This window comes from Comamonas sp. 23, from assembly GCF_049601575.1.
Taxonomy (GTDB): domain Bacteria; phylum Pseudomonadota; class Gammaproteobacteria; order Burkholderiales; family Burkholderiaceae_C; genus Comamonas; species Comamonas squillarum.
The window spans coordinates 3150533-3173353 of sequence record NZ_CP187127.1 but is presented as its reverse complement, the minus strand read 5'-3'; the positions used below and the strand labels follow the sequence as shown (position 1 = coordinate 3173353).

At 65.5% G+C, this 22821-nt stretch carries 23 protein-coding genes; 11 read left to right on the top strand and 12 right to left on the bottom strand.

Annotated elements, in window-relative coordinates; genetic code table 11:
• Positions 1-10: 10 nt before the first annotated feature.
• The 3 genes from ACPEE1_RS14365 to ACPEE1_RS14355 all read left to right on the top strand — a co-directional run bounded on the left by ACPEE1_RS14365 (position 11) and on the right by ACPEE1_RS14355 (position 2884).
• Positions 11-1147, top strand: a complete 1137-nt coding sequence (locus tag ACPEE1_RS14365; RefSeq protein WP_423933421.1) for an iron-containing alcohol dehydrogenase — start codon at positions 11-13, stop codon at positions 1145-1147.
• A 9-nt stretch (positions 1148-1156) separates the two neighbouring features.
• Positions 1157-2053 carry a dihydrodipicolinate synthase family protein gene (locus ACPEE1_RS14360; RefSeq protein WP_116926930.1) on the top strand — a complete coding sequence of 299 codons (897 nt, stop codon included), beginning with the start codon at positions 1157-1159 and terminating at the stop codon, positions 2051-2053.
• A gap of 66 nt (positions 2054-2119) precedes the next feature.
• Positions 2120-2884, top strand: a complete 765-nt coding sequence (locus ACPEE1_RS14355) for a DeoR/GlpR family DNA-binding transcription regulator (protein WP_423933418.1) — start codon at positions 2120-2122, stop codon at positions 2882-2884.
• A 15-nt stretch (positions 2885-2899) separates the two neighbouring features.
• Here ACPEE1_RS14355 and ACPEE1_RS14350 read toward each other — a convergent pair whose 3' ends face one another.
• From ACPEE1_RS14350 to ACPEE1_RS14340, 3 genes are read right to left on the bottom strand one after another with little or no spacing between them, the layout of a single operon-like run.
• Positions 2900-3877 (bottom strand): zinc-binding dehydrogenase, encoded by a 978-nt coding sequence (locus tag ACPEE1_RS14350; RefSeq protein WP_423933415.1) that lies wholly within the window; start codon positions 3875-3877, stop codon positions 2900-2902.
• 11 nt (positions 3878-3888) lie between these two features.
• Positions 3889-4569, bottom strand: coding sequence for a type 1 glutamine amidotransferase domain-containing protein (locus ACPEE1_RS14345; RefSeq protein WP_423933412.1), 681 nt, complete (start codon positions 4567-4569; stop codon positions 3889-3891).
• Positions 4566-5219: a TetR/AcrR family transcriptional regulator gene (locus tag ACPEE1_RS14340; protein ID WP_423933409.1), complete on the bottom strand. Its 654-nt coding sequence runs from the start codon at positions 5217-5219 to the stop codon at positions 4566-4568. Before ACPEE1_RS14340 ends, ACPEE1_RS14345 begins: the two co-directional genes overlap by 4 nt.
• Positions 5220-5585: 366 nt before the next feature.
• Between ACPEE1_RS14340 and ACPEE1_RS14335 the strand changes: the two genes are divergently transcribed.
• The 6 genes from ACPEE1_RS14335 to ACPEE1_RS14310 all read left to right on the top strand — a co-directional run bounded on the left by ACPEE1_RS14335 (position 5586) and on the right by ACPEE1_RS14310 (position 10374).
• Positions 5586-5840, top strand: a complete 255-nt coding sequence (locus ACPEE1_RS14335; protein ID WP_133248188.1) for a hypothetical protein — start codon at positions 5586-5588, stop codon at positions 5838-5840.
• A 162-nt stretch (positions 5841-6002) separates the two neighbouring features.
• The gene (locus ACPEE1_RS14330) at positions 6003-6545 is read left to right on the top strand and encodes a Chromate resistance protein ChrB (RefSeq protein ID WP_423933406.1); all 543 of its coding nucleotides are present in this window, start codon (positions 6003-6005) and stop codon (positions 6543-6545) included.
• The gene (locus ACPEE1_RS14325; protein ID WP_423933404.1) at positions 6529-7752 is read left to right on the top strand and encodes an MFS transporter; all 1224 of its coding nucleotides are present in this window, start codon (positions 6529-6531) and stop codon (positions 7750-7752) included. The genes ACPEE1_RS14330 and ACPEE1_RS14325 overlap by 17 nt, the downstream gene beginning before the upstream one ends.
• Positions 7753-7982: 230 nt before the next feature.
• Positions 7983-8309: a DUF3649 domain-containing protein gene (locus tag ACPEE1_RS14320; protein WP_232539315.1), complete on the top strand. Its 327-nt coding sequence runs from the start codon at positions 7983-7985 to the stop codon at positions 8307-8309.
• On the top strand, positions 8306-10045 hold the full coding sequence (locus ACPEE1_RS14315; protein ID WP_423933401.1) for a PepSY-associated TM helix domain-containing protein: 1740 nt from the start codon (positions 8306-8308) through the stop codon (positions 10043-10045). Before ACPEE1_RS14320 ends, ACPEE1_RS14315 begins: the two co-directional genes overlap by 4 nt.
• The gene (locus ACPEE1_RS14310) at positions 10042-10374 is read left to right on the top strand and encodes a DUF3325 family protein (RefSeq protein WP_423933398.1); all 333 of its coding nucleotides are present in this window, start codon (positions 10042-10044) and stop codon (positions 10372-10374) included. Before ACPEE1_RS14315 ends, ACPEE1_RS14310 begins: the two co-directional genes overlap by 4 nt.
• A 62-nt stretch (positions 10375-10436) precedes the next feature.
• Here the strand turns inward: ACPEE1_RS14310 and ACPEE1_RS14305 are convergent, their stop codons facing one another.
• Positions 10437-10925, bottom strand: a complete 489-nt coding sequence (locus ACPEE1_RS14305) for a hypothetical protein (protein ID WP_116926920.1) — start codon at positions 10923-10925, stop codon at positions 10437-10439.
• A 298-nt stretch (positions 10926-11223) separates the two neighbouring features.
• On the opposite strand from ACPEE1_RS14305, the gene ACPEE1_RS14300 reads away from it, so the two are divergent.
• Positions 11224-12087: a transglutaminase-like domain-containing protein gene (locus tag ACPEE1_RS14300; RefSeq protein WP_423933395.1), complete on the top strand. Its 864-nt coding sequence runs from the start codon at positions 11224-11226 to the stop codon at positions 12085-12087.
• A gap of 786 nt (positions 12088-12873) precedes the next feature.
• Here the strand turns inward: ACPEE1_RS14300 and ACPEE1_RS14295 are convergent.
• Together ACPEE1_RS14295 and ACPEE1_RS14290 are read right to left on the bottom strand one after the other, a co-directional pair.
• Positions 12874-13881: a Bug family tripartite tricarboxylate transporter substrate binding protein gene (locus ACPEE1_RS14295; RefSeq protein ID WP_423933392.1), complete on the bottom strand. Its 1008-nt coding sequence runs from the start codon at positions 13879-13881 to the stop codon at positions 12874-12876.
• 19 nt (positions 13882-13900) lie between these two features.
• Positions 13901-15082 carry a M20 aminoacylase family protein gene (locus tag ACPEE1_RS14290; RefSeq protein ID WP_423933390.1) on the bottom strand — a complete coding sequence of 394 codons (1182 nt, stop codon included), beginning with the start codon at positions 15080-15082 and terminating at the stop codon, positions 13901-13903.
• 128 nt (positions 15083-15210) lie between these two features.
• Here ACPEE1_RS14290 and ACPEE1_RS14285 point away from each other — a divergent pair, with 128 nt between their 5' ends.
• Positions 15211-16119 (top strand): LysR family transcriptional regulator, encoded by a 909-nt coding sequence (locus ACPEE1_RS14285; protein ID WP_182345655.1) that lies wholly within the window; start codon positions 15211-15213, stop codon positions 16117-16119.
• An 81-nt stretch (positions 16120-16200) separates the two neighbouring features.
• Here ACPEE1_RS14285 and ACPEE1_RS14280 read toward each other — a convergent pair whose 3' ends face one another.
• The 6 genes from ACPEE1_RS14280 to ACPEE1_RS14255 form a co-directional block, all read right to left on the bottom strand.
• Positions 16201-16827 (bottom strand): LysE family translocator, encoded by a 627-nt coding sequence (locus tag ACPEE1_RS14280; RefSeq protein WP_423933387.1) that lies wholly within the window; start codon positions 16825-16827, stop codon positions 16201-16203.
• 164 nt (positions 16828-16991) lie between these two features.
• On the bottom strand, positions 16992-17369 hold the full coding sequence (locus tag ACPEE1_RS14275) for a DUF4440 domain-containing protein (protein WP_423933385.1): 378 nt from the start codon (positions 17367-17369) through the stop codon (positions 16992-16994).
• A gap of 119 nt (positions 17370-17488) precedes the next feature.
• Entirely contained in the window at positions 17489-19270 is a 1782-nt protein-coding gene (locus ACPEE1_RS14270) for a cytochrome c biogenesis protein DipZ (RefSeq protein ID WP_423933382.1), read from the bottom strand.
• Between the two features lie 28 nt (positions 19271-19298).
• A complete protein-coding gene (locus ACPEE1_RS14265; protein ID WP_423933379.1) occupies positions 19299-20321 on the bottom strand; it encodes an alpha/beta fold hydrolase in 1023 nt (340 codons plus the stop codon).
• Positions 20322-20700: 379 nt separating this feature from the next.
• Positions 20701-21450 carry a response regulator gene (locus tag ACPEE1_RS14260; protein WP_423933376.1) on the bottom strand — a complete coding sequence of 250 codons (750 nt, stop codon included), beginning with the start codon at positions 21448-21450 and terminating at the stop codon, positions 20701-20703.
• A gap of 49 nt (positions 21451-21499) precedes the next feature.
• Positions 21500-22813, bottom strand: coding sequence for an ATP-binding protein (locus ACPEE1_RS14255; RefSeq protein WP_423933373.1), 1314 nt, complete (start codon positions 22811-22813; stop codon positions 21500-21502).
• Positions 22814-22821: the final 8 nt, after the last annotated feature.

Here is a 22821-nt window from a genome sequence, read left to right as displayed (position 1 = left end):
AGACAAACACATGCATATCCACAGCACCGTCCTCAGTGGCCACAAGGTCCTCGATGACATCGCCTACCTGGTAAGCGGCAAGCACAAGCTGCTGTTTGTCAGCGACCAGAACATCTCCGGCATCGCAGGCGTGCAGGCGCTGTTGGCCCAATTGCGGCGCGCGGCCGCCGAGGTGCAGGTGATTGACGATGTGCCGCCCGAGCCGTCCGATGCGGATGTAGAGCGGATTCTGCAAGAGCGCGATCTGCGCGGCGTGGACTTTGTCGTCGGCGTGGGCGGCGGCAGTGTGCTGGATGTGGCCAAGCTGCTGTCGGCACTGGCGCATGCCGAATCGCCCAGCTTGGCCGAGCTGCTGGCGGGCACCAAGGTCACGCAGCGGGTCAAGGCGCTGATGGTGCCGACGACGGCGGGCACGGGCTCGGAAGCCACGCCCAATGCCATCCTGGCGATCCCTGCGCGCGAGACCAAGCAGGGCATCATCTCCCCGGTGCTGCTGCCCGACTATGTGGCCCTGGCGCCGGAGCTGACGGTGACCATGCCGCACAAAATTGCGGCTTCGACCGGGGTCGATGCGCTCTGCCACCTGATCGAGTGCTTTACCGCCAGCATTGCCAACCCGGTCGCCGACAACTACGCGATGATCGGCATGAAAAAGCTGTTCGAGAACATCGAGCTCTCGGTAGCCGAACCCGACAACCTCGAAGCCAAGCTCAATATGCTCTGGGCCTCGTACTACGGCGGCGCCTGCATTGCCCATGCGGGCACGCACCTGGTCCATGCCATGTCCTACCCGCTGGGCGGCAAGTACCACATCCCGCATGGCGTTGCCAATGCGATCTTGCTCGCGCCTTGCTTTGAATGGCTGCGCCCGCTGTGCGTTGCCAAGCTGGCACGCGCTTACGAGCTGGTGCCCGGTGCCAATATGGCGCTGGACGACGAAGGCAAATCGCATGCGCTGGTGGCCTACTTTGCCGATCTGGTCCAGCGCCTGCGCCTGCCGGCCAGCCTGCAAGAGCTGGGCATTGGCCGCGATCACCTGCCCGATCTGGTGAAGGCCGCGCTCGATGTGCAGCGCCTCATCAAGAATGTGCCCGGGGCCGTCACGGGCGCCGATATCGAAAAGGTCTACCTGAAGCTGTTTAACTGAGACAACACCATGGCAAACAAGCAAAAACTCCAAGGCATTCTGACGGCCATCATCACCCCCATGGACGCGGAGGACCGCTTTGCCGAGGCGCCGTTCCGCGAGCAGATCGACCGCCAGATCAAGGCGGGCAACGGCATTTTCTGCGGCGGCACGAATGGCGAATTCTTTGCGCTGACCGAGGGGGAGAAGCGCCGCGTCGCCGAGGTGGCGATGGAGCAAGTCGCTGGGCGCGCCAGCGTGGTCGGCCATGTGGGCGAGGTATCGACGGCCGAATGCATCCGCGCAGGCCGCGAGATTGCCCGCCTGGGTGTGGATGCGGTCGCCGCCATCACGCCCTGGTTTGTGCCGCTGTCGCAGGATGAGCTGCATGGGCATTTCAGCGCGATTGCCGATGCGCTGGAGGTGCCCGTTTACCTCTACAACATCCCCGCGCGCACCGGCAACACCATTGCGCCAGAGACCGCCAAGCGCCTGGCCGCGCACCCCAATATCGCGGGTATCAAGGACAGCGCCGGCAGCCATGAAAGCCTGAGCGGTTTTCTGAAAGTCGCCAAGGAAGTGCCGGATTTTGTCGTGTTCAACGGGCCTGACAGCCTGATCCACCAAGGCTTTGTCGAAGGCTGCGCCGGCGCTGTATCGGGCCTGGCCAATGCGGCGCCGCGCGAGGTCAATGCGATCTGGACGCGCTTTGCCGCGGGTGACATTGCCGGCTCGCGCCAGCAGCAAGAGAGGGTCACTAGCCTGCGCGAGGCGCTCTACAAGGTCTGCTTTGCGCCAGCCGCCGTCAAGCGCGCGGTGCAACTGCTGGGCTACCACGTGGGCAACAGCAAGTACCCCGTGCGCATCAGCGCCGAGCAGGAGGCGCAGATGCGCGAAATCCTGCAGGCCCATGGCATATCGGGTTGAGGCGTTGCGGACTCGGTTAAGCTCTTATCCGTTATCGCTATTGCGCTGTAGCCAGCCACGCATCCCATGAAGGTCGCCAACCGACGAGAGTCCATTTTGCATGCCGTGCATTCGGGCATGACCGATGTCGCCGCGCTGTGCGCGAGGTTTGCCATCTCCGAGGCCACCGTGCGCCGTGACCTGCAGGCGCTGCAGCAGGACGGCCGCCTGCTGCGCGTCTACGGTGGCGCCGTGGCGGCGCCCATCCGCCATGAGCCCGAAGAATCGCTGGAGTTGCGCAAGGTGCATGACGGCGAGGCCAAGGCCGCGATCGCGCGCAAGGCCATCAGCCTGATCGAGCCGGGCGACACGATCTTTATCGATGGCGGCACCACCACCGATGCGCTCGCGCGCCTACTGCCCAAGGACGATTCGCTGCGCATCATCACCAACAACCTGCTGGCGCTGAACACGCTGAGCAGCCGTGATATCCCCGTCACCTTGATCGGCGGCGACCTGCGCCGGGGCAGCATGAGCGTCTACGGGTCGCTCGCCGACATGGCGCTCGAGCGCCTCACATTCGACAAGGTGTTTTGCAGCGCCGATGGCATCGATGCCGAGTTTGGCGTTTGCGAAGGCTCGATCGAGCAGGCCTGGTTCAAGGAAAAGCTGTTCCGCCGCACGCGCGAGGTCTATCTGCTGGCCACTGCTGAAAAGCTGGGCCGCAAGTCGCAGATGAACTGGTCGCCCATTCACCGCCAGTGGACCCTGATCACCGATGCCGCGCCCGAAAGCCATGCCGTGCAGGCCTTCAGCAACCACCCCTTTGTGACGGTAGTGCCGGTGGCCTGAGGGCATTGCCTACAGTCAAGGCCTGAGCAGCACCTTGCCTTTGCGGCCCGGCTGCAGGCTGGCTGCGGCCGCTTGGGCGGCATCGCCCAGGTCATAGATGGCCTCGGTCGGCAGCTTCAGTTCACCACCCACAATGCGTTGGATCAGCTCAGTGATCAGGCGGCGTTTGTCCTGGGCGGACAGGGCCTCGCTCACCTTGCTGCCCCAAAAGCCTTTGACGGTGGCCTGTTTGAAGATCATCGCGCCCGAATCAATCTGCATCGGCTCGCCGGCCAGGGTGCCAAACGACACCAGCGTGCCGCCTTCGCCGAGCAAGGCCAATAGCGCTGCGCTGGATGCACCGCCAATGGAATCGACGGCGGCGTAAGCACCTTGGGGGCCGAGCAGCGCGCTGGCGCTTTGCTTCCAGTCCGCTTGCGCGGTGGACAGGACATTGGCAATGCCCAGCTGGCTGAGCTCCTCGACACCTGCATCGCGGCGCACCAGGTTGAGCACCTGCACGCCGCGTGCGCTGGCCAGCATGGCCAGGGTCTTGCCGACGGCGCCATTGGCCGTGTTCTGCGCAATCCATTGACCGGGTTGCACGTTCAGGAACTCCAGCAGCATCAAGGCACTGAGCGGCATGGCGATGAGCTGGGCGGCTACCTCATCGGAAATGGCCTCGGGCACGGGCACCAGCAGGCGCGCGGGCGCCAGAAAGTGCTCGGCCCAGGTTCCGTGGACGCCGGCTACCGCAACGCGCTGCCCCAGGGTGACGCCTTCGACACCAGCGCCGAGCGCATCGACCACGCCCACGGCCTCGCTGCCGCCAATGGCGGGCAGCTCGGGCTTGTAGCCGTAGCGGCCACGGATGGTCCAAAGATCATGGTTGTGGATGGGGGCGAGCAAGGTCTTGATGCGAACCTCGCCGGCGGCGGGTTGGGGCATGGGCTGCTCGCCCAGGGTCAGGACTTCGGCGGGCTCGCCAAAGGTGGAGTGAATCGCACTGCGCATGGGGGCTGTCCTTATTGGGCCAGCATCGACAGCAGGGCCTGGGCCACGGCTTCGCTGCTGGCGGGGTTCTGGCCGGTGACCAGGCGCCCGTCGACCTCGACATGCACCTGCCAATCCGGGCCCTTGTGGTAGTCGGCGCCCTGACGGATGAATTCATCTTCAATCAAAAAGGGCACCACGGCAGTGAGGCCAACTGCGTTTTCTTCGCTGTTCGTAAACCCCGTCACGCGGCGGCCTGCCACCAGGGGCTGGCCATCGGCGGCCTTAACTTTGATGAGGGCGCCCGGCGCATGGCAGACCAGACCCAGCGGCTTGCCTGCGCGCTCAAAGGCCTCCAGCAGTGCAATCGATTTGGCGTCATTGGCGAGATCCCACAGCGGGCCATGGCCACCGGGGTAGAAGACGGCATCAAAGTCATCGGCTTGGATCTGGGCCAGTGGCGTGGTCGCCGCCAACGCGGCCTGTGCCTGCGGGTCCTTGCGGAAGCGCTCGGTGGCGGCAGTCTGGGCATCGGGCTCGTTGCTCTTGGGGTCCAGTGGCGGCTGGCCGCCCAGCGGGGATGCGAGTGTGATTTCGGCGCCTGCGTCCTGGAATACGTAGTAGGGCGCGGCAAATTCTTCCAGCCAGAAACCGGTCTTGCGGCCTGTGTCGCCAAGACGGTCGTGCGAGGTCAGTACCAATAGAACTTTCATGGGGACTCCTTGGGGGATGAAGGGAGGGGTTGGGGAGAGGAGAGGGTGGATGCGTTGCAGGTCAGCAAATGCACGGTGGCGGCCCGCGCTTGCACCAGAGACGATCGGTCCTGGCTCAGCTTGGCCAGCAGCGCCGCGCCCAGCCACATCTGGTAGAGCACACGCGCGACCACCAGCGACGGCGGGCCCGCAGGCAGCGAGCCATCGCTGCGCGCCTCGTCAATGACGGCAGCGATCCTGGCCAGCAGCCGCTGCACGCCGCCATCGAGCACCTGGCGCATTTCTTCCGACAGGTCAGCAACCTCGGCCGCGAGCTTGACCACCAGGCATTCTTCGGCCCAGCCGCAGTGCGCATCGCCGGGCGCTGCGATCCAGGCGTCCCAGTAGCGCATCAGGCGTTCATAGCCCGTGCCATCGGCTGCCAGCAGGCTATCCACCTTGCGGCCATAGCCTTCGACATACTGCAGCAGCAACGCGCAGCCAAAGGCCTCTTTCGACGGGAAGTAGTGGTAGAACGAGCCTTTGGGCACGCCGCAGGTCTTGAGGATTTCCTGCAGGCCCACAGCCGCAAAACCTTTGCGCAGCACGAGCTGGTTCCCGGTGTCGAGGATGTACTGGCGGGTGGCTTGCGCTTTTGGGGTCAAGGTCATGGGCTCGATGGTAATAAAAAATAGACCGGTCGTCTAGTAAATCTGAAAATACCCCAAACGCGGTGTGGGTTGACCGTTGCAGAGGTGGGAGCGGTTGCCGACAAGGCACTCCACACGCGACCCCCCAGGCGTCTGTCTCGGAGAAGCATCTTCATCTTCCCAGATGGTGGTCCATGCGGTCGCACCGGTGGCGCGCCTGCTGTCAGCCATTGCCGCAAGTGACTGTCATTGGGGGCTGTATATGAAACAAGCAGGTACTGCTATGCTATGTTTGTGACAGCTGCAGGATGACAACATCTGACCGGTCGGAGGCTGGTGTGTTGCAAACCTGATTTTTCATTGCGATGCGCCCGCAGAGGAGGCCGTATGAGATCCCGTGCAAAGTCTTTGTCGGAGCTGCAAATCACCGTGGTTACCCCGGACCAGATCAAGCTGTTCAAGATGGCTTATCTCGCAGGGGTCACCGATGCGGCCGCCATTTTTGATGCCGACAGTGCGCTGGTCGCCAGCGACGAGGTGGCCAAGCGTATCACGCGGGCCTTGGACGAGGCCGTGGCCTCTTTCGAAGACGATTTCCTCTCGGTCGGGCCTTGCGATCTGGCGCCAGAGTCCGATACCTAGTGCCGCGCACAGCCCCCCAGCCAGCCCCGCTCGCGGGGCTTTTTGACGCCTGCATGCCGCGCAGGACTTTGCGCAGGGGTCATAGAAAATTCATCTGACACAGCTGTTAGGAGTTGTTCGTCAATCTTAAAATGAAACGGTCGTCACAAATTAGGATGATCGATGGATTCCATCACATGGTTGCTGCTGACCTATAAAGTCCCGGCCGAGCCCACAGCCAAACGCATGGCGCTGTGGCGGCGCCTCAAGGCCCTGGGGGCCGTGTACCTGCAAAACGGTGTGTGCCTGCTGCCCAAGACCGATGACCATGTGCGCCGGCTCAAGGTGCTGGAGAACGACATTGCCGCGATGGACGGGGACTGCGTGCTGCTGGAGACCATTGCGCTCGACCGGCGGCAGGAGGACAAGGTCATCACCCGCTTCAAGGCCGACCGCGACGACGAGTACCGCGAACTGTTGGGCCGCTGCCAGGATTTCGAGGCCGAGATCGCCAAGGAGATCGCGATCGAGAAGTTCACTTATGCCGAGCTGGATGAAGAAGAGACCGACCTGAAAAAACTGCAGGCCTGGTACGAGAAGATCCGCAAGCTGGACTTTTACGACGCGCCGCTGGCAGTGACGGCGGCCGAGCGCCTGCAGCACTGCGAATCCTTGCTGGAGGCCTATGCCCAACGGGTGTATGACGCGCATGACGAAAACCGTTGAAACCCCCGAGCCCGCAGCGGACAGCGGGTTGCAGCGCGGCGCACGCGCAGTGCCGCGCAGCGTCTGGGCGCTGGGCTTTGTCTCGATGCTGATGGATATCTCGTCCGAGATGGTGCATGCGCTCTTGCCGATCTACATGGTGGCGGTGCTGGGCACCTCGGTACTGGCGGTGGGCCTGATCGAGGGCATCGCCGAGGCCACGGCCTCCATCGTCAAGGTGTTTTCCGGCGCGATCAGCGACCGCTTTGGCAAGCGCAAGCTGCTGGCCGTGCTGGGCTATGGCCTGGGCGCCCTGACCAAGCCGGTGTTTCCGCTGGCAGGCGGCCTGGAATGGCTGGTGGGCGCGCGCTTTGTGGACCGGGTGGGCAAAGGCATTCGCGGCGCGCCCCGTGATGCGCTGGTGGCCGATGTGACGCCGCCGCATTTGCGCGGCACCGCCTACGGTCTGCGCCAGACCCTGGACACCATCGGTGCCTTTACCGGCCCCTTGCTGGCCATCGGCCTGATGTGGTGGACGGCGGACAACTACCAACTGGTGTTCTGGCTGGCGGTGCTGCCCGCGTTTGCGGCGGTGGCGGTGCTGGTGTTTTTTGTGAAAGAGCCCGCAACGCCGGTCGCCCAACGGCCGCGCCAGCTGCCCTTGCGCAGGCGCGAGCTGCAGCGTTTGCCCCGGGCTTACTGGGTGGTGGTGGGCCTGGGCCTGGTGTTCACGTTGGCGCGGTTCAGCGAGGCGTTTTTGGTCTTGCGCGCGCAGTCGGCCGGCCTGCCGCCCATGTGGGCGCCTGCGGTGCTGGTGGTCATGGGGCTGGCCTACGCGCTGTCGGCCTATCCGGCCGGGGCGCTGTCGGACCGCCGCCCCCGGCAGGATGTGCTGCTCGCCGGCTTGTTCTTGCTGGTGGCCGCCGATCTGGTGCTGGCCTTGGTACCCGGTGTGCTGGGCCTGGGGCTGGGCGTGGCGCTGTGGGGCCTGCATATGGGTTTTAGCCAGGGCCTGTTCAACGCGATGATTGCCGACAGCGCGCCGGCCGAGCTGCGCGGCACGGCCTTTGGCATTTTCCATTTGCTCACCGGTGTGGCCTTGCTGCTGGCCAGCGTGATGGCCGGGCTGCTCTGGGATGCCATTGGCTACCAGGCCACCTTTGTCTGCGGCGCGGCCTTTGCGCTGCTGGCGGCGCTGGGGCTGCTGCTGCAGCGCGGGCGGGGTTGAGCAGCCGGTCAAATTCAGCGCTGGTGGTTTGAGACGGCCCTTCGGGGCCGTTTTTGACGTGAATGCCTGCGGGTGGTGCTCAGCCGCAGCTTTATCGATGTCCAAACATTTATCAAGACTCATTCTCATTTAAAATACCGCGCGGCACTGCCAGGCCTGCGGTATCACAGGCATGCTCAGGCGCCCCGGGCCATGCCGCTGTGGCGGGCCCCGTTCACAGGATGGTCAAGATGCAAACAGCCCCCACCCCCCCACCTGCAGCCGGCCTGCTGGGCTACCGCACGCGTGTCGCGTCGCGGGCCATCGCCGCCATTGGCGGCGGTTATGCCTTGGCAGCGGCTTCTGCCGCAGCGGGGGCCGTGGGCTTTCAAACGCTGGGCATGGCCCGGGTGGATGCGACGATGGCGGCCACGATGCTGGCCTTTGTGGTCTACGCGATCGCGGCGATGTGGGCCTTTGCCTGTGCAACGGCCGTGCGCGCCTGGCTGGGCATTGCGCTGCCAGCGGCGGCCCTTGCGCTGATCGCCTGGGTGCTGGCGCCGGGAGCAGCGGCATGAGGGTCGACGGCAAACCCGAGGGCCTGCGGCAGTCGATGGCCTGGTTGCATACCTGGAGCGGGCTGCTGCTGGGCTGGCTGCTGTATGCGGTGTTCTTTACCGGCACCTTGAGCTTTTTTCGCAATGAGATCACCGACTGGATGCGGCCCGAGCTGCACCAGTCCGTGCCCGATGCGGACACTGCCCAGCGCGGGCTGGATGCCATGCAGGCCATGGCGCCCAAGGCCACGACCTGGACCTTGTCGCTGCCCAATGAACGCCAGACGGCGATCGAGGCCTCCTGGCGCGAGCCCGGTGCTGCGGCTGGCCGGGCCGGGACCCAGCGCGCCACCTTGGATGCCGGCACCGGCGAGCAGCTGCAGCCGCGCGAGACGCGGGGCGGCAGCTTCTTGTACCGCTTCCATTTCGAGCTCTATGCGATGCCGCGCATCTGGGGTCGCTGGATTGTGGGCTTTGCGACGATGCTGATGCTGGTGGCCATCATCAGCGGCGTCATCACGCACAAGAAGATCTTCAGCGACTTCTTCACCTTCCGCCCACGCAAGGGCCAGCGATCCTGGCTCGATGCGCACAATGCCACGGCCGTGCTGGCGCTGCCTTTTCACCTGGTGATCACGTTCAGCGGCCTGGTGCTGCTGATGAACATGCTGATGCCCTGGGGCGTGCAGACCGCCTACAGCGGCGACAGCAGTGCCTATTTCTCCGAGCTGCGGGGCAACCGCCAGGCACAGCCGGGCGCGGGCAATGCCAATAGCGGTAATGGCCCGCGTGAGGGCGGCCGTGCCAGCCGCGAGGCCAATGCCGATGCCGATGCCAATACGCCCGTCGCAACCGTCGCAATGGCACCCGTGGGCCCGATGGTGGAGGCAGCGTTGCAGCAGTGGCCGGTGCATGGCGTGGGCAGTATCACCGTCAATGCTCCCGGCACTGCCCGCGCGACCGTGGAGCTGCGCGAGGGTGGGGGCTCCAGCCTGGTCAACCGGGGCGCGGCATCGACCTTGCTGTTTGATGGCGTGAGCGGCGAGCCGCGCCAGGCGCCAGAGGCCGCTGCCATCTCGTGGCCGCGTGCGACCAGCAATGTCGTATCGAGCCTGCACCTGGGCCGCTTTGCCGAGCCGCTGGTGCGCTGGCTGCTGTTCTTGAGCGGCGTGGTCGGCACCACGATGGCAGCCACCGGCATGGTGCTCTGGGTGGTCAAGCGCCTGCCCGAGCGGCGCAAGCTCGGCCGCACGCCCCATGGCCACCGCCTGGTGGAGGTGCTCAATGTGGGCGCGATCGCCGGTCTGTCGGTCGCCACGGCCTCGTTCTTCTGGTTCAACCGCTTATTGCCTGCCGATCTGGTTGGCCGCAGCGATTGGGAGATTCGCGGCTTCTTTACGGTGTGGGCGCTATGCCTGCTGCACCCCCTGCTGCGCCCGCACCGCCAGGCCTGGCGCGAGCAGATGCTGCTGGCCGCCGTGCTGCTGGCCTTGTTGCCGCTGCTCAATGGCCTCAGTGGCGGTGCATGGCTGCCCCAAAGCATTGCGCATGCGCAGTGGAGCATTGCCGGTTTTGACTTGATGATGCTGGCGCTGGCCGCCTTGCATGGTTGGGTCGTGTGGTGGCTGGCGCGCAGTGGGCAGACTGCGACCCCTGCAGCGCGCCAACCGGCAGCCGCTGCCAAGCCAGCCGCCACGGATACCGGTTTGCTGGCGCCGCATGCCGCCGTGGCCAGCGCGATGGAGCAGCAACGATGATCGCCATCGCAAGTCTGCTGTGGGCCTTTGCCGGTTTTGCGGCGCTGGCGGCCGCCATGGACCGCCATGAGGAACCACTGGGTACCGCCGCGCTCGCCCCCACGCAGCGGCATGGCTGGCAGGCGGGCGGCAGCGCCTTGCTATTGCTATCGCTGATGGCCTGCTTGCAGCGCTGGAACGCCTCGGTCGGCATCGCCGCTTGGCTGGGCCTGCTGACCTTGGCCGCGATGGCCTGGGGCCTGGTGCTGACCTATGCGCCCGAGCGCGCCAGTCGCTTGGCCTTGGCTGCCGCAGCCTCGGGGCTGCTGGCAGCGGCCATCGCCTACTGAACGCACAACGCCGCGCCAGGCAATGGCCTGGCGCGGCGTTGTTGTCTCAAGGGCAGTCTGTTTTAGCCCTGGTTGGTCTGCTTGTAGGCGCGGTTGGCGCGTTCCCACGCAGCCTTTACAGCAGGCTCAGCCTCTGGCCAGCCCAGGCGGCTTTGGGCACGCTCTTGCTGCCAGCGGCGCTCCCAGTCGCTGCGCGCATCGTCCCAATCGACCAGGCCATCACGCACCGACTGGTAGCCGGCGCGGTAGGCTGGCGCATAGTCGTCATAGGTATAGCCTTCGGCAAAGTAGGGCTCGCGCTGGTAGGCGTCGGCCCAGTAGGCATCCTCGGCAGTAGGGTTGACGGCCTCGGCAGCGCCCTTGCCGGCCAGGCCGCCAATCACGGCGCCCACGACACCGCCCACGGCGGTGCCGACAGGCCCTGCGACCGAGCCTGCGGCCGCGCCGGTCAACGCGCCACCGGCGGCACCAATGCCAGTGCCAATGGGGTGGGCTCCGGGCTCATCGGTGATGGGATCGGGGTTGAGTTTGGGATCTTGAGGATGGGTCATGCTGCGCTCCTGGGTTTGGTGGAGGACTTGGGTCCTGGTGCTTCCATGGTGCGGCGCTGACCGCGCCCGGGCCGTAGGACAAGCGCAGCAGCGCTGGTACGACGGGCCTGCGCGGGGCTGTCACCACCGCCTTGCAGCCAGGTAGCGGCGGACCACAAGGCAGCAGGGCGTTTGCCTGACAGACGGCGTCTGCATCTGGCTGCACACTGGTTGCAGCGCAGCCGTTTGCCACTTGGATGCGGGCTGGATCTGCCCCCAGCCAGGAATCTTCCTCAACGATGGCCCAGAAGCCCACGCCATGATCCGATTGCAGTATTCTTTGGAGCTTGCCTATACGGTGCTGACCCCCAGCGCCGACTTTTTCTTCAACTTCCACCCCGCCTTCACCCCGCAGCAGTCGGTGGTGCAAGAGCACTTGAGCGTCAACCAGGCCGGTGCCACCTGGCAGCTGCAGCAAGATGCTGATGGTCAGCGCAGCCTGCGGCTGCAGGCGCAAAGCGGCCCGCTCCAGCTCAACTACCAGGCCACCGTCGAGATGCGCCACTACAGCGACGACCCCGAGAGCATTGCCGAGGTGCCGCTCTACCAATTGCCGCTAGAAGCGCTGCGCTATATCTACCCCAGCCGCTACTGCCAGTCCGACCGGCTCGCCGCCTATGCCTACGATCTGTTCGGCCAACAGGCCCCGGGTTATGCGCGTGCCCAGGCCGTGTGCAACTGGGTGCAGCAGCATGTGAAGTTCCGCTCCAACAGCAGCAGCGGTACCACCTCGGCCGTCGATACCTTGGTCGAGTGCGTCGGCGTTTGCCGCGATTTTGCGCACCTGATGATTGCCATGTGCCGCGCCATCAACCTGCCTGCCCGCTTTGTGACAGGCACCGATTACGGCGCCGACCCGGCCTTGGGTCCGCCCGATTTCCATGCCTATGTCGAGGTCTACCTGGGCGGGCGCTGGTACATGTTTGACCCTTCAGGTACCGCCATTCCGATGGGCATGATGCGGCTGGCTACCGGCCGTGATGCCGCCGATGCGGCGTTCGCGACCATCTTTGGCGGCGTCACCAGTGATGCGCCGCGCATCGAGGTGGTCGCTGAGCACGATGGCGGGCAGTGGCAGCTGCCGGTGCACACCACGCAGGGCCTGTCAACGGCGCTGGTCTGAGCTGGAGCGCCACCCGCGCAACTGCCTTGATACGGCGCAAAGACCTGCCATTGCGCCTGGCAACCGTGTGGCCCAAAAAAAATGCCGCCCCAATGGGGCGGCAGTGCATTCAAGAAGAAAGCCGATCCTGTCAAACAGGGTGTCCATGCAAATCAAGAGAGGGAGGGAGGGTACGCATGAACTCGGCGAAAGCGATGGTCAAATTCTAGGACGGCTATTGGCGCCCAATAGGGGAATGCCTGGAGCAATCGTCAGCAATTGACAAAAAAAGAGCCCGCATGACTGCGGGCTCCAAGGTCGTTTTCCTTTTCTTCTACTTCTACCTCCCTCCAGAGGAATCGAGATCATATGTCAAAACTATGACTGTTGAATAATCATAAATTCAACAAATGTCAGCTTTTCGAAAGCTTAGCGGATTCCAAGCAGACATCCACCCGGGTCATGCTAAATGCTATCAAGTGGTCGAATCAATAAATAGTTCAATGCTTGCCTGCGAGCTCGCAGGGTTTCCCACAACATCCGCGTCAAATCAAGGGATTGGACGCCCCGCTGGTTTGTGCCAATCGTTACTGAATGCATTGCCTGTTAGCACGCAGTTGGCGCAACTGATTGTTGGTGGTGCAATATTATGTACTAATTTCGACCGCGAAAAGCGGCATGCTGCCCAGCGGGTGACAGCATGCCGCAGCCCTTGTGCGCCACAGTGCGGACTAGATGGCGCCATGGGGGAGGGGTTCATAAGAAGCAGGCCAGCCTGCGATGCAAGGGCTGGCGTGAAAGGCAGACTCAGGCCACGGGCTTGCGGCCCACCGTGCGGATCAGCTCACCCACGCGCAGCAGGTACTGGTCAAAGGCCTGGTTGGCAGCAGCCTGGCTGCCGGTGGGCTGGGCAACGGTGCGGCCTTCGGCCTCCAGGCGGGCGCGGATCTCGGGGTTTTGCAGCGCCGCGCCAATGGCATTGCGCAGCAGGCTGACCCGCTCGGCCGGGCAGCCTTGCTTGACAAAGTAGCCGCCGCTGATGGTGTAGGCAAAGTCAGGCAACTGCTGGCTTTGGCTGATGAGCGGGATATGGGCCAGCGGCGTGGGCAGTTCCTTGGAAAAGCTGGTGACCACCTTGAGCCGGCCCTGGGCCTGCATCGCATCAAAGCTGGTCTGGTAAGGCAGGATCGCCAGGTCCACCTCGCCACCGGCCACGCCTTGCAAGGCGGGGGCGCCGCCCTTGTAGGGCACATGCAGCAAGGGCGCCCCCACGCGCGTGGCCAAGGCCTCACCCATCAGGTGGTAGATGGAATCAATGCCCACGGTGGCATAGGTGAGCGGTTTGGCGCTGCTTTGCTTGGCCAGCGCAATCACCTTGTCCAGTGAATCGGCCTGCAGCCCATTGCGGGCCAGCAGCACGATATGCGCTTCGCTGATCGGCGCGACCAGGCTGAAATCCTTAGGGGTATAGCGGGCCGAGGGGTTGAGCATCGGGGCCAGAAACACCTCGTTGATCGAGCCATGGAAGAACGTATAGGCGTCGGCCTGCGCGCTCAGGACCTTGTTGGCGCCAATGAGGCCGGTGCCGCCGCCGTAGTTCTCGACCACCACCTGCTGCTTGAGCGTCTTGCCAATGGATTCGCCAAAGATGCGTGCGGCGGTATCGCTGGCGCCGCCAGCGGGGTAAGGGACGACCAGCGACAGAGGCTTGCTGGGGTAGCCATCGGCGGCCCAGGCCGGTTGGGTGGCCAGCCACGGGGCGCCTGCCAGCACGCTGGCGTATTGAAGGAACTGGCGGCGATGGGTTGCGGTCATGGTGCTCTCGCTAGGTGGTTTATTGCAGATAGCTGTGTGCCAGGCTGGCCCAGAAGGCCGCGCCAATGGGCAGGGCCTTGTCATTGAAGTCATACAGCGGGTTGTGCACCATGCAACCGCCGTCCTGCCCCAGGCCATTGCCCAGCCGCACATAGGCGCCGGGGCGGTGCTCCAGCATGTAGGCAAAGTCCTCGCTGCCCATGACCGGGCCGCGCGTGACCACGTTGTCGGCGCCCAGCAGTTTTGTGGCCACTTCGCGGGCACGCTCGGTCTGCGCGGCATGGTTGACCAGCACCGGGTACTTGCGCTCATACAGCAGATCGGCCTGGAGCTGGTAGCTCTGCGCCTGGGCGCTGACAAAGTCGCGCAGCCGGGTTTCGATCTGGTTGCGCACCTCGGGGTTGAGCGCGCGGATGCCGATCTTGATCGTCGCGCTCTCGGGCACGATGTTGTAGGTGGCGCCCGCCTGGATGGAGCCCACGGTGATGACGGCCGATTTGAGGGCATCGACCTCGCGGCTGACCAGCGACTGCAGGCCCAGCACGATGCTGGCAGCGGCCTGCATCACATCGATGCCATGGTGGGGCATGGCGCCGTGCGCCGAGCGCCCGGTCAGGGTGACGGTGGCACGGTCAAACGAGGCCATCGCCGGGCCGGTGATCATGCCGATCTGGCCCACCGGCAGGCCCGGCGTGTTGTGCAGCGCATAGATTTCATCGCAGGGGAACTGCTCGAACAGGCCGTCATCGACCATGCGCAGCGCGCCGCCTTCGTTCTCTTCTGCTGGCTGAAAAATCAGGTTCAGGGTGCCGCTGTAGTCCACCGATTCGGCCAGGTAGCGCGCCGCGCACAGCAAGATGGCCGTGTGGCCGTCGTGGCCGCAGGCATGCATCTTGCCGCTCAGGGTGCTGGCATAGGGCAGGCCGGTTTTTTCCTGGATCGGCAGCGCATCCATGTCGGCACGAATGCCGATGCTGCGGCTGCCCTGGCCTTTTTTGAGGCGGCCCACGACGCCGGTGCTGCCCAGGCCCCGGTGTACTTCATAGCCCCAGGACTGCAGGCGCTCGGCCACCAGGTCACTGGTGCGCAGCTCTTCAAACGCCAGCTCGGGGAAAGCATGGATCTGGTGGCGGATGCCGACAAACTCAGGCGCAAGGGCCTGTACGGCAGATAGCATGGAGGGTTTGATAGGTGCGTTCATGGTGGGGCCGTCACAAAAAAGTCAAACCATTATCGAAACTGCCATCCGTCGCGTCCATGACAACGCCGGCAATCAAACGTTGCAAGAATCGCAACAATTGGCGGAGGCAAGCGATGTTGAACTTGGGGATGGACGATGTGCTGGACCGCAAGCGGGCGTTGTGCCTGCTGCAGATCATGGAAACCGGCTCGGTGCGCGGCGCCGCTGAGGTGCTGGCCGTGGACCCGTCGATGGTCAGCCGCACGGTCGCCCGGCTGGAGCAGGACACCGGCCTGGTGCTGCTGGAGCGGCGCGGCCGGGGCGTGGTGGTGACCGATGCCGGCCGCATGCTGGCACTGTTTGCCCGCCGCCAGCAGGACCTGCACGACACCTTTGTCGCCGAGGTCAACAGCCTCAAGAACGCCCAATCCGGCCACCTGGACCTGGTGCTGGGCGAGGGCACCTTGGACATGGTGATGGGCCCGGTGCTGCAGGATTTTGTGCGGGCCCATGGCGAGGTGCGCTACCACATCAAGGTGGCCGGCACCGAAGAGGCCGTGCAGTGCATTCTGGAGGACCGCGCGCATATCGGCATCGTGTTCCAGCCGCCGGCCGATGCGCGCCTGCGCTCCCACCATGCCCGGCTGGCCCCCGTGCGGGTGCATGTGCGCAAGGGCCACCCGCTGGCCAGCCACCAGGGCCCGTTGAGCCTGGCCGATCTGGCGCCTTACCCGGGCGCGGCGCTGGAGGAATCCTTTGGCGTGCGCAAGCACATCCAGGCCGCCGAGCTGGAGGAGAACATCCGCCTGCAGCCGATGCTGACCACCAACTCGTTCAAGGTGCTGTGGGATTTTGCGGTGATGGGCCTGGGCTACATCATGACGCCGCGCTCCATTCCGCTCCAAGGGGTGGCGCTGGAGACTTTGGTGTCGCTGCCGCTGGCCAGCCCGGTGCTCAACCACAGCCAGCTGCATGTGGTCACCCGCAGCGGCCGGCCGCTGTCGCCGGTGGCGTCGCAATTGCTGCGCCATATGCTGGCGGCGTTTTCTGCGGCTTGATGTGGCGCCGCGACGGGACGGGCGGTGCAACGGGGCAGCGCAAGCGGGCGGCCTACCGGCCGCAAGCCTCGGCTCTGAGCCTTAGCCTGGCCGCCGTGCCAAGAGCGCCCAGACCCCGGCGGCCGACAGCAGGCCACCCCCTGCCATGTTGAACCAGCGCAGCGACCTGGGTGAAGACAGCAGCTTTCTGGCAGACGATGCAAAGGCGGCATAGAGCGTGGCGTTGAGGGTGGCCATCACGACAAAGGTGATGGCCAGAATCCAGAGCTGGCGCGCAAGCGGTGCCTCGGCGCTGATGAACTGCGGCAGAAATGCCACGAAGAACACAATCCCTTTGGGGTTGAGCGCCGTGACCAGGTAGGTGTTGGCAAACAGCTTCCAGCGGGAGCTGGAGACAGACGCATCAGCCAGCTCGGACGGCGAGATGCCGGCGCGCAAGAGCTTGATGCCCAGGTAGAGCAGGTAGAGCCCGCCTGCCCATTTGACGGCGGTGAACCACCAGGCCGACGCCGCCAAGAGCGCCCCCAGCCCCAGCAGCGACACCACCAGCGCCGTCGAATCGCCAAGCGCCACTGCTGCGACGAGCGGTACATTGGCGCGGCGCCCCTGGGCCATCGAATAGCTGATGACCGTGAGAATCGTCGGTCCCGGAATGATGAGCAGCAGGGCAGATGCTGCGACAAAGGCAAACCACAGTTCGATCGGCATGGAGGCTCCTGGTGGCAGAGGGGCAAAGGGGGGATGGGGCGGGAGTCACGCGCAGGGTACTGGCGACTATGTTGGTGAGCGGGCACTGGCGCTGTGCCATGGTACGGCGAATTGCCGCCGGGCGCTGTCTGTAGAGCGTCGCTGCCTGGCTAACCTGCCACCGGCTACCAAATGTCCTGGGCTGGTGTGCCCTGGTGGTAGCGCAGCTGCCAATGGCCATCTGTCAGCAACCAGATCGACGAGCGCAGCGTGTGCTTGCTGCGCAGGCCCTGCGCGTCGCGCTGCGTGCTGCGGTAAGTGAGCAGCGCCACACCGGGGGCCAGCTCGGTCGCGGCATAGCCGTCCGCCACGATCTCGGCGGCGTCCGATTCGTTGCGCAGCGCCTCCAGCACCTGCTCTCGGGTATAGCGCTGGCCGGAGCGGCCTGTCTCTTCAAAGGCCGGGTGCAACAGTTGCGACACGCGCCCGGGCTGGTTGCGGATCTCCGGGCGGAGGAGTTGGGCCTCCTGTTGTGAAAGCTGCTGTGTCAGGGTGGGGTCCATGGGCGCGTGCCTGTGGGTGTTGCCGGTGTGGATTGCCCGCGAGGGGGCAGCAGGCATCCTAACAGGCGCGCCATGCCTACCCACATGCACCAGCACGAGCACTGGCACGAGGACCAGCACTAGCCAAACGTAAACGCATACCCCTGCGCACCCGCATCCAGAAACTCGATCTCCAGCCTGCGCTGCTTCACCGCGCCTTGCTGGCGCACCAGCTGGTAGAGCCGTGTGGCATCGACCTGGCCGTAGCCTTGGGCATCGACATCGCTGCCGTGGTGGATGCCCGGGGGCTGGCCATCGATGGTGAGGCGAAAGCGCAAGGGACCAGCACCGGCAGCGCCCAACACCAGGTTGGCATCGCGGGCCTCAAAGCGCAGCGCCAGGCGTCCGCCCGCCTCATTGGCTTGCACCAACTCGGGCATCAAGGTCCAGTTGCCCTGCAAGGTCCAGGTGTTGAGGCGCAGGGACGCTGGCTGGTAGTTGGCGGCCTTGTCGGGGGCGGGGCGGCCTGCCAGGCGCAGGCTGCCGCCTTTGTCGTAGCCCAGGTAGAGCTCGGGGCTGCGCAGGCTGGCGGTGTCGGCGGGCAGGCCCAGGCCCTGGGTGTCGGGGGTGACGCTGGCATTGACTTTGGCGTTGTTGGCGGGTGCCGTTGCGGCCGATGGCGCTTGGGCTTCGCGTAGCAGCTCGTTGAGCGCACGCTCGGTGGCCGCATAGCCGCCTTCGCCAAACTGGTGGTGGCGCACGCGCCCTTGCACGTCGACCAGGTAGAGGGCAGGCCAGTACTGGTTGTTAAAGGCGCGCCAGATGCGGAACCCGTTGTCCTGCACGACGGGGTAGCTGATGTTGAGCTGCTGCAAGGCCTTTTCGACATGGCGGCGGTCCTTCTCGAACGCGAACTCGGGCGCATGCACCCCCACCACGACCAGGCCGCTATCGGCATACTTTTGCGCCCAGGCCTTGACATACGGCAGGGTGCGCAGGCAGTTGACGCAGGAGTAGGTCCAGAAATTGACCAGCACCACCTTGCCGCGCAGCGCGGGGATGGACTGCGGCTCGGCGTTCAGCCATTGCTTGCCGCCGTCCAGGCTGGGGCGGGTCGATTCCACCGGCAGCGGGCTGGTGTAAGGGGCGCCGTCACCCAGCTGTGCTGCGGTATTGCCCGCCCGCTCGGCCGCCTGGGCCGAGGGCATGGCCGCTTGCAGCAGACTGCTTTCCAGCCCGTTGCTGCCCAAGCCGGCCCATCCACCCGATTGGGCGAGCAGGCGGCTGTCCAGCCCGGTGGCCACGGCCAACACGGCGGCCAGCATCGCGGCGCCTGCAAAACGCCGACCGCGCTCGCCTGGCAGCCATTGGGCCCGCAGGCGAGCCAGGGTTCCGGCGCTGATGCGCAGGGCCGCCCACAATGCCAGGCCGGCACCGGCCGCATAGCTCAGCAGCAGCGCGCTGGTGGCAGTGTCCGGCCCCGCCAGTGCGGCACCCGACAGCAGCAGGCCCAGCACCGGGCCGGCGCAGGGCGACCAGATCAGACCCGTGGCCACGCCCAGCAGTGCCGAATGCAGCCAGCGGCGCTGGATCTGTTGGGCAGCCAGCTTTTCTCCGATCTGCACCAGCGGCCGGCTCCACCAGGCGGCCAGGCCGGGGAGCAGTAAGGACGCTGCAAACACACCCAGCGCCAGCAGCGCCAGGCCCCGGCCCCACTGGCTCAGCTGCACCGCCCAACTACCGGCTGCGGCGGCCAGCGATGCGGTAGCGGCAAAGGCCAGCGCCATGCCGATCAAGAGCGGCAGGCTGCCGTGGCGGCTGGGTTGGCCCTGGCGTGCAAACACAAAGGGCAGAACGGGCAGGATGCAGGGGCTCAGCACGCTGAGCACCCCAGCGGCAAAGGCAACAAGGTACAAGGCCATGGCAGCTCCATTGGTGGCTGGTTGGGGGTTACAAGCGGGTGACGTCGATCACGGCCTGGGCGAAGGCCGCCGGCGCCTCCTGGGGCAGGTTGTGGCCAATGCCGCCCTCCAGGTTGCGGTGCTGGTAAGGACCGCTGAACTTGGCGGCATAGGCAGCCGGCGCGGGGTGTGGCGCGCCGTTGGCATCGCCCTCCATCGTGATGCTGGGCACGGCGATGCGCGGCGCGCTGGCCAGCCGGGCCTCCAGCGCATCAAAGCGCGATTCGCCCGGTGCCAGGGCAATGCGCCAGCGGTAGTTGTGCACCACGATGGCGACATGGTCGGGGTTGTCAAAGGCCTGGGCGCTGCGCTGGTAGGAGGCATCGTCAAACTGCCATTGCGGCGAGGCCTGTTGCCAGATAAAGCGGTTGAAGGCAGCAGGGTTGGCGGCATAGCCGTCGCGGCCCCGGTCGGTGGCGAGGTAAGACTGGTACCACCAGGCATATTCGGCAGCGGGTGCCTGGGGCTTGGCATTGGCCTGCGGGTTGCCGATCAGGTAGCCGCTCACCGATACCAGACCACGCACCCGCTCGGGCCAGATCGCCGCCATGATGCATGCTGTGCGCGCGCCCCAGTCAAAGGCGCCGAGCACGGCCTGGCCAATGCCCAGCGCATCCATCAGCGCAATGATGTCCTGGGCAACTGCGCCTTGCTGGCCATTGCGTGCGGTGCTGGCGGACAGAAAACGCGTGCCGCCATAGCCGCGCAAGTAGGGCACGATGACGCGGTAGCCCGCAGCCGCCAGGCGCGGCGCCACATCGACAAAGGCATGGATGTCATAAGGCCAGCCGTGCAGCAGGATGGCGACGGGGCCGTTGGCGGGGCCCGCTTCGGCGTATTCCACCCGCAGGTCGCCGGCATCGATCTGCTTGAGCGGGCCAAAGCTGGTGGCACTTGCCGGGCTGGCGGCGCGTGCGCTGCTGGCCAGCAAGCTGCCCATCGGCGCCAGGGCCAGGCCCAGGGCGGCATGGCCCAAGAAGCTGCGGCGGGAGGAGGTGGTGATCGGGTTCATGGAGGGCCTTTGCATGATGAAGGTGGTTGGATAGCTGGGCGCCGAAACTTGTGTGTCTTGGCTGTCAGCTAGTAGACCGCCGCCATGTATGTGGCATGTGTCATGCGCACCCCCCAAATGCATGGCCGTGTAGCAAGCGGCGCGGGCAGATACACAGCTATACAAAGCCGTGATGGCCGACCCCGGAAACGCCACCACCACCTCAAAGGTGGCGGTGTTGGGGGTGGTGGGGGGTGCTCGGGCGTTTTAAGCGCGGGGCCCGCGCTTGCGCAGCGGGGTGCTGCTGCTGGTCAAGGGGCAGGGCCGGCCTGCGGGCGAGGCGATTTCAGCAGCCGCACATCCCAGCAAGAACATCCATGTGTACAGCCATTTGCGAACCCTAAACATCCTGGGCCTCCACCTGAGCGGCAAACACATAGCCCTCGCTGCGGACGGTCTTGATATAGCGCGGCTCGCGGGCGTCGTCGTTCAGGCACTTGCGCAGGCGGCTGATCATCAGGTCGATGGAGCGCTCAAACAGCTCGGCCTCGCGCCCCTGGGTGATGGACAGGATCTGGTCGCGGCTGAGCACCTTTTGCGGGTGGTCCACCAGCACGCGCAGCAGCCGGTATTCGGCGCCGCTCAGCGACACCATCACGCCATCCTGGTCCAGCAGCACGCGCTCCACCGTATCGAGCCGCCATTCGCCAAAGGCCAGAAACCGCGCCTCCTCGCTGCTGCGCATATTGGGTGGCAGCATACGGGTGCGCCGCAGCACCGATTTGATGCGCGCGAGCAGCTCGCGCGCGGCAAAGGGCTTGGGCATATAGTCATCGGCGCCCATCTCCAGGCCCAGCACCCGGTCGGTCTCATCGCCGCGTGCCGTCAGCATGATGATCGGCGTGGTCTTGAACTTGCCGGCGCGCAGGTCGCGGCACAGGGTGAGCCCGTCTTCGCTGGGCAGCATCAGGTCCAGGATGATGAGGTCAAACGGCCCTGCCGTCTCCAGCAGCTGCCGCATATGCCGGCCGGTGGGCGCCGTGGTCACGCGCAGGCCGTTTTTTTGCAGGTAGGCGCTGACCAGGTCGCGGATATCCCGGTCGTCATCCACCAAAAGAATGTGGTCGCTGGCAGGGGTGGTGCTTGTCATGGCAGAAGGTGGCGGTGGTGTCAGTGGATGTCAGGTGATATGGGTGGTATCAGCGGGTGGCCGGCAGCTGCAGGCTGGCGCGCAGCCCGCCTTCGGCGCGGTTGTGCAGGCGCAGCGTGCCGCCCAGCGACAGGGCCAGCTGGTGGGCAATGGCCAGGCCCAGGCCCGAGCCGCCGGTGTCGCGGTTGCGCGAGGCCTCCACCCGGTAAAAGGGCTGCAGCACCGCAGTGAGCTGCTCCTCGGGGATGCCGGGCCCGGCATCGCAGACGTCGATGCATAGATGGCCAGCTTCCAGGCGCAGATGCACATCGGCGCGCTGGCCGTATTTCAAGGCGTTGTCGATCAGGTTGCCCAGAATGCGGCGCAGCGCATGGGGGCGGGTGTGGATGGGCTGGCCCGCAGCGCCATCAAGTGTTACCGGGCTGCCGGTGTCGGCATAGTCGTTGACGATGCTGCGCAGCAGCGCATCCAGGTCCAGGCGCCGCACCTTCTCGTCGGAGCCTTGCAGGGTCTTGGCGTAGTTGACGCCTTCCTGCACCAGGCTGCGCATGGCCTCCAGGTCCTGGCGAAACTTGTCGGCATCGGGCATGTCGTCCATCAGGTCCACCCGCAGGCGCATGCGGGTGATGGGGGTCTGCAGGTCGTGCGAGATGGCCGCGAGGATCTGCATGCGCTCGTTCAGGTAGCCGGCAATGCGCTGCTGCATGGCGTTAAAGGCACGCGCTGCGCGCACCACCTCGGCGGGGCCGGCCTCGGCCACCACGGTGGGCTGCAGGTCGGGGCCGAGTTGGTCGGCCGCTGTGGCCAGCCTCTCCAAAGGCCGCGTGACCAGGCGCACCGCCAGCCAGGCCAGGCCTGCCAGCACCAGCAGCTGGCCCCCGAGCAGCCAGGTGACCCAGCCCGACACGGGCATAGGCACACGGCGCGCCACGATGTAGAGCGGGGAGCCATCGCTCAGCCGCAGTTGCATGCGCACGGCATCGGGCCGGTCGCCCAACTGGCCCATCGCCAGCACCGGAAAAGGCTGCAAGGCATCTGCCACCACCTGCGCAAAGCGGGCCAGCGCCGGGTCGGTGGGCGCGGCGTTGCTGACCGCGCCCTCCAGAGAAAAGCTGTAGTTGGGGCGCTCCAGCTTGGGGAACCAGTCCTGGCGCTCGCCCGCCGGCAGCCGGTCGATCAGCGCGACCGAGCTGGCAATATCGCGCTCGACCCCGCTGATCATCAGCCGCATCAGCGCCTGCTCACGCTCATGGCGAATGGCCATATAGGTGAGCAGCTGGGCGACCCCCATGCCCAGCACCACCAGCAAGGCGACGCGCGCCAGCAGGGTGGAAGGGACAAGCCGTTGAAGAATGCTGCGCATGGGGGTCA

Coding starts and splice junctions, on each gene's coding strand:
- ACPEE1_RS14335 (WP_133248188.1), top strand. CDS start 5,586: ATGAGATCCCGTGCAAAGTCTTTGTCGGAGCTGCAAATCACCGTGGTT.
- ACPEE1_RS14260 (WP_423933376.1), bottom strand. CDS start 21,450: ATGACAAGCACCACCCCTGCCAGCGACCACATTCTTTTGGTGGATGAC.
- ACPEE1_RS14265 (WP_423933379.1), bottom strand. CDS start 20,321: ATGAACCCGATCACCACCTCCTCCCGCCGCAGCTTCTTGGGCCATGCC.
- ACPEE1_RS14290 (WP_423933390.1), bottom strand. CDS start 15,082: ATGAACGCACCTATCAAACCCTCCATGCTATCTGCCGTACAGGCCCTT.
- ACPEE1_RS14305 (WP_116926920.1), bottom strand. CDS start 10,925: ATGACCCATCCTCAAGATCCCAAACTCAACCCCGATCCCATCACCGAT.
- ACPEE1_RS14270 (WP_423933382.1), bottom strand. CDS start 19,270: ATGGCCTTGTACCTTGTTGCCTTTGCCGCTGGGGTGCTCAGCGTGCTG.
- ACPEE1_RS14330 (WP_423933406.1), top strand. CDS start 6,003: ATGGATTCCATCACATGGTTGCTGCTGACCTATAAAGTCCCGGCCGAG.
- ACPEE1_RS14275 (WP_423933385.1), bottom strand. CDS start 17,369: ATGGACCCCACCCTGACACAGCAGCTTTCACAACAGGAGGCCCAACTC.
- ACPEE1_RS14255 (WP_423933373.1), bottom strand. CDS start 22,813: ATGCGCAGCATTCTTCAACGGCTTGTCCCTTCCACCCTGCTGGCGCGC.
- ACPEE1_RS14340 (WP_423933409.1), bottom strand. CDS start 5,219: ATGACCTTGACCCCAAAAGCGCAAGCCACCCGCCAGTACATCCTCGAC.
- ACPEE1_RS14355 (WP_423933418.1), top strand. CDS start 2,120: ATGAAGGTCGCCAACCGACGAGAGTCCATTTTGCATGCCGTGCATTCG.
- ACPEE1_RS14360 (WP_116926930.1), top strand. CDS start 1,157: ATGGCAAACAAGCAAAAACTCCAAGGCATTCTGACGGCCATCATCACC.
- ACPEE1_RS14345 (WP_423933412.1), bottom strand. CDS start 4,569: ATGAAAGTTCTATTGGTACTGACCTCGCACGACCGTCTTGGCGACACA.
- ACPEE1_RS14285 (WP_182345655.1), top strand. CDS start 15,211: ATGGACGATGTGCTGGACCGCAAGCGGGCGTTGTGCCTGCTGCAGATC.
- ACPEE1_RS14315 (WP_423933401.1), top strand. CDS start 8,306: ATGAGGGTCGACGGCAAACCCGAGGGCCTGCGGCAGTCGATGGCCTGG.
- ACPEE1_RS14295 (WP_423933392.1), bottom strand. CDS start 13,881: ATGACCGCAACCCATCGCCGCCAGTTCCTTCAATACGCCAGCGTGCTG.
- ACPEE1_RS14310 (WP_423933398.1), top strand. CDS start 10,042: ATGATCGCCATCGCAAGTCTGCTGTGGGCCTTTGCCGGTTTTGCGGCG.
- ACPEE1_RS14280 (WP_423933387.1), bottom strand. CDS start 16,827: ATGCCGATCGAACTGTGGTTTGCCTTTGTCGCAGCATCTGCCCTGCTG.
- ACPEE1_RS14320 (WP_232539315.1), top strand. CDS start 7,983: ATGCAAACAGCCCCCACCCCCCCACCTGCAGCCGGCCTGCTGGGCTAC.
- ACPEE1_RS14300 (WP_423933395.1), top strand. CDS start 11,224: ATGATCCGATTGCAGTATTCTTTGGAGCTTGCCTATACGGTGCTGACC.
- ACPEE1_RS14350 (WP_423933415.1), bottom strand. CDS start 3,877: ATGCGCAGTGCGATTCACTCCACCTTTGGCGAGCCCGCCGAAGTCCTG.
- ACPEE1_RS14365 (WP_423933421.1), top strand. CDS start 11: ATGCATATCCACAGCACCGTCCTCAGTGGCCACAAGGTCCTCGATGAC.
- ACPEE1_RS14325 (WP_423933404.1), top strand. CDS start 6,529: ATGACGAAAACCGTTGAAACCCCCGAGCCCGCAGCGGACAGCGGGTTG.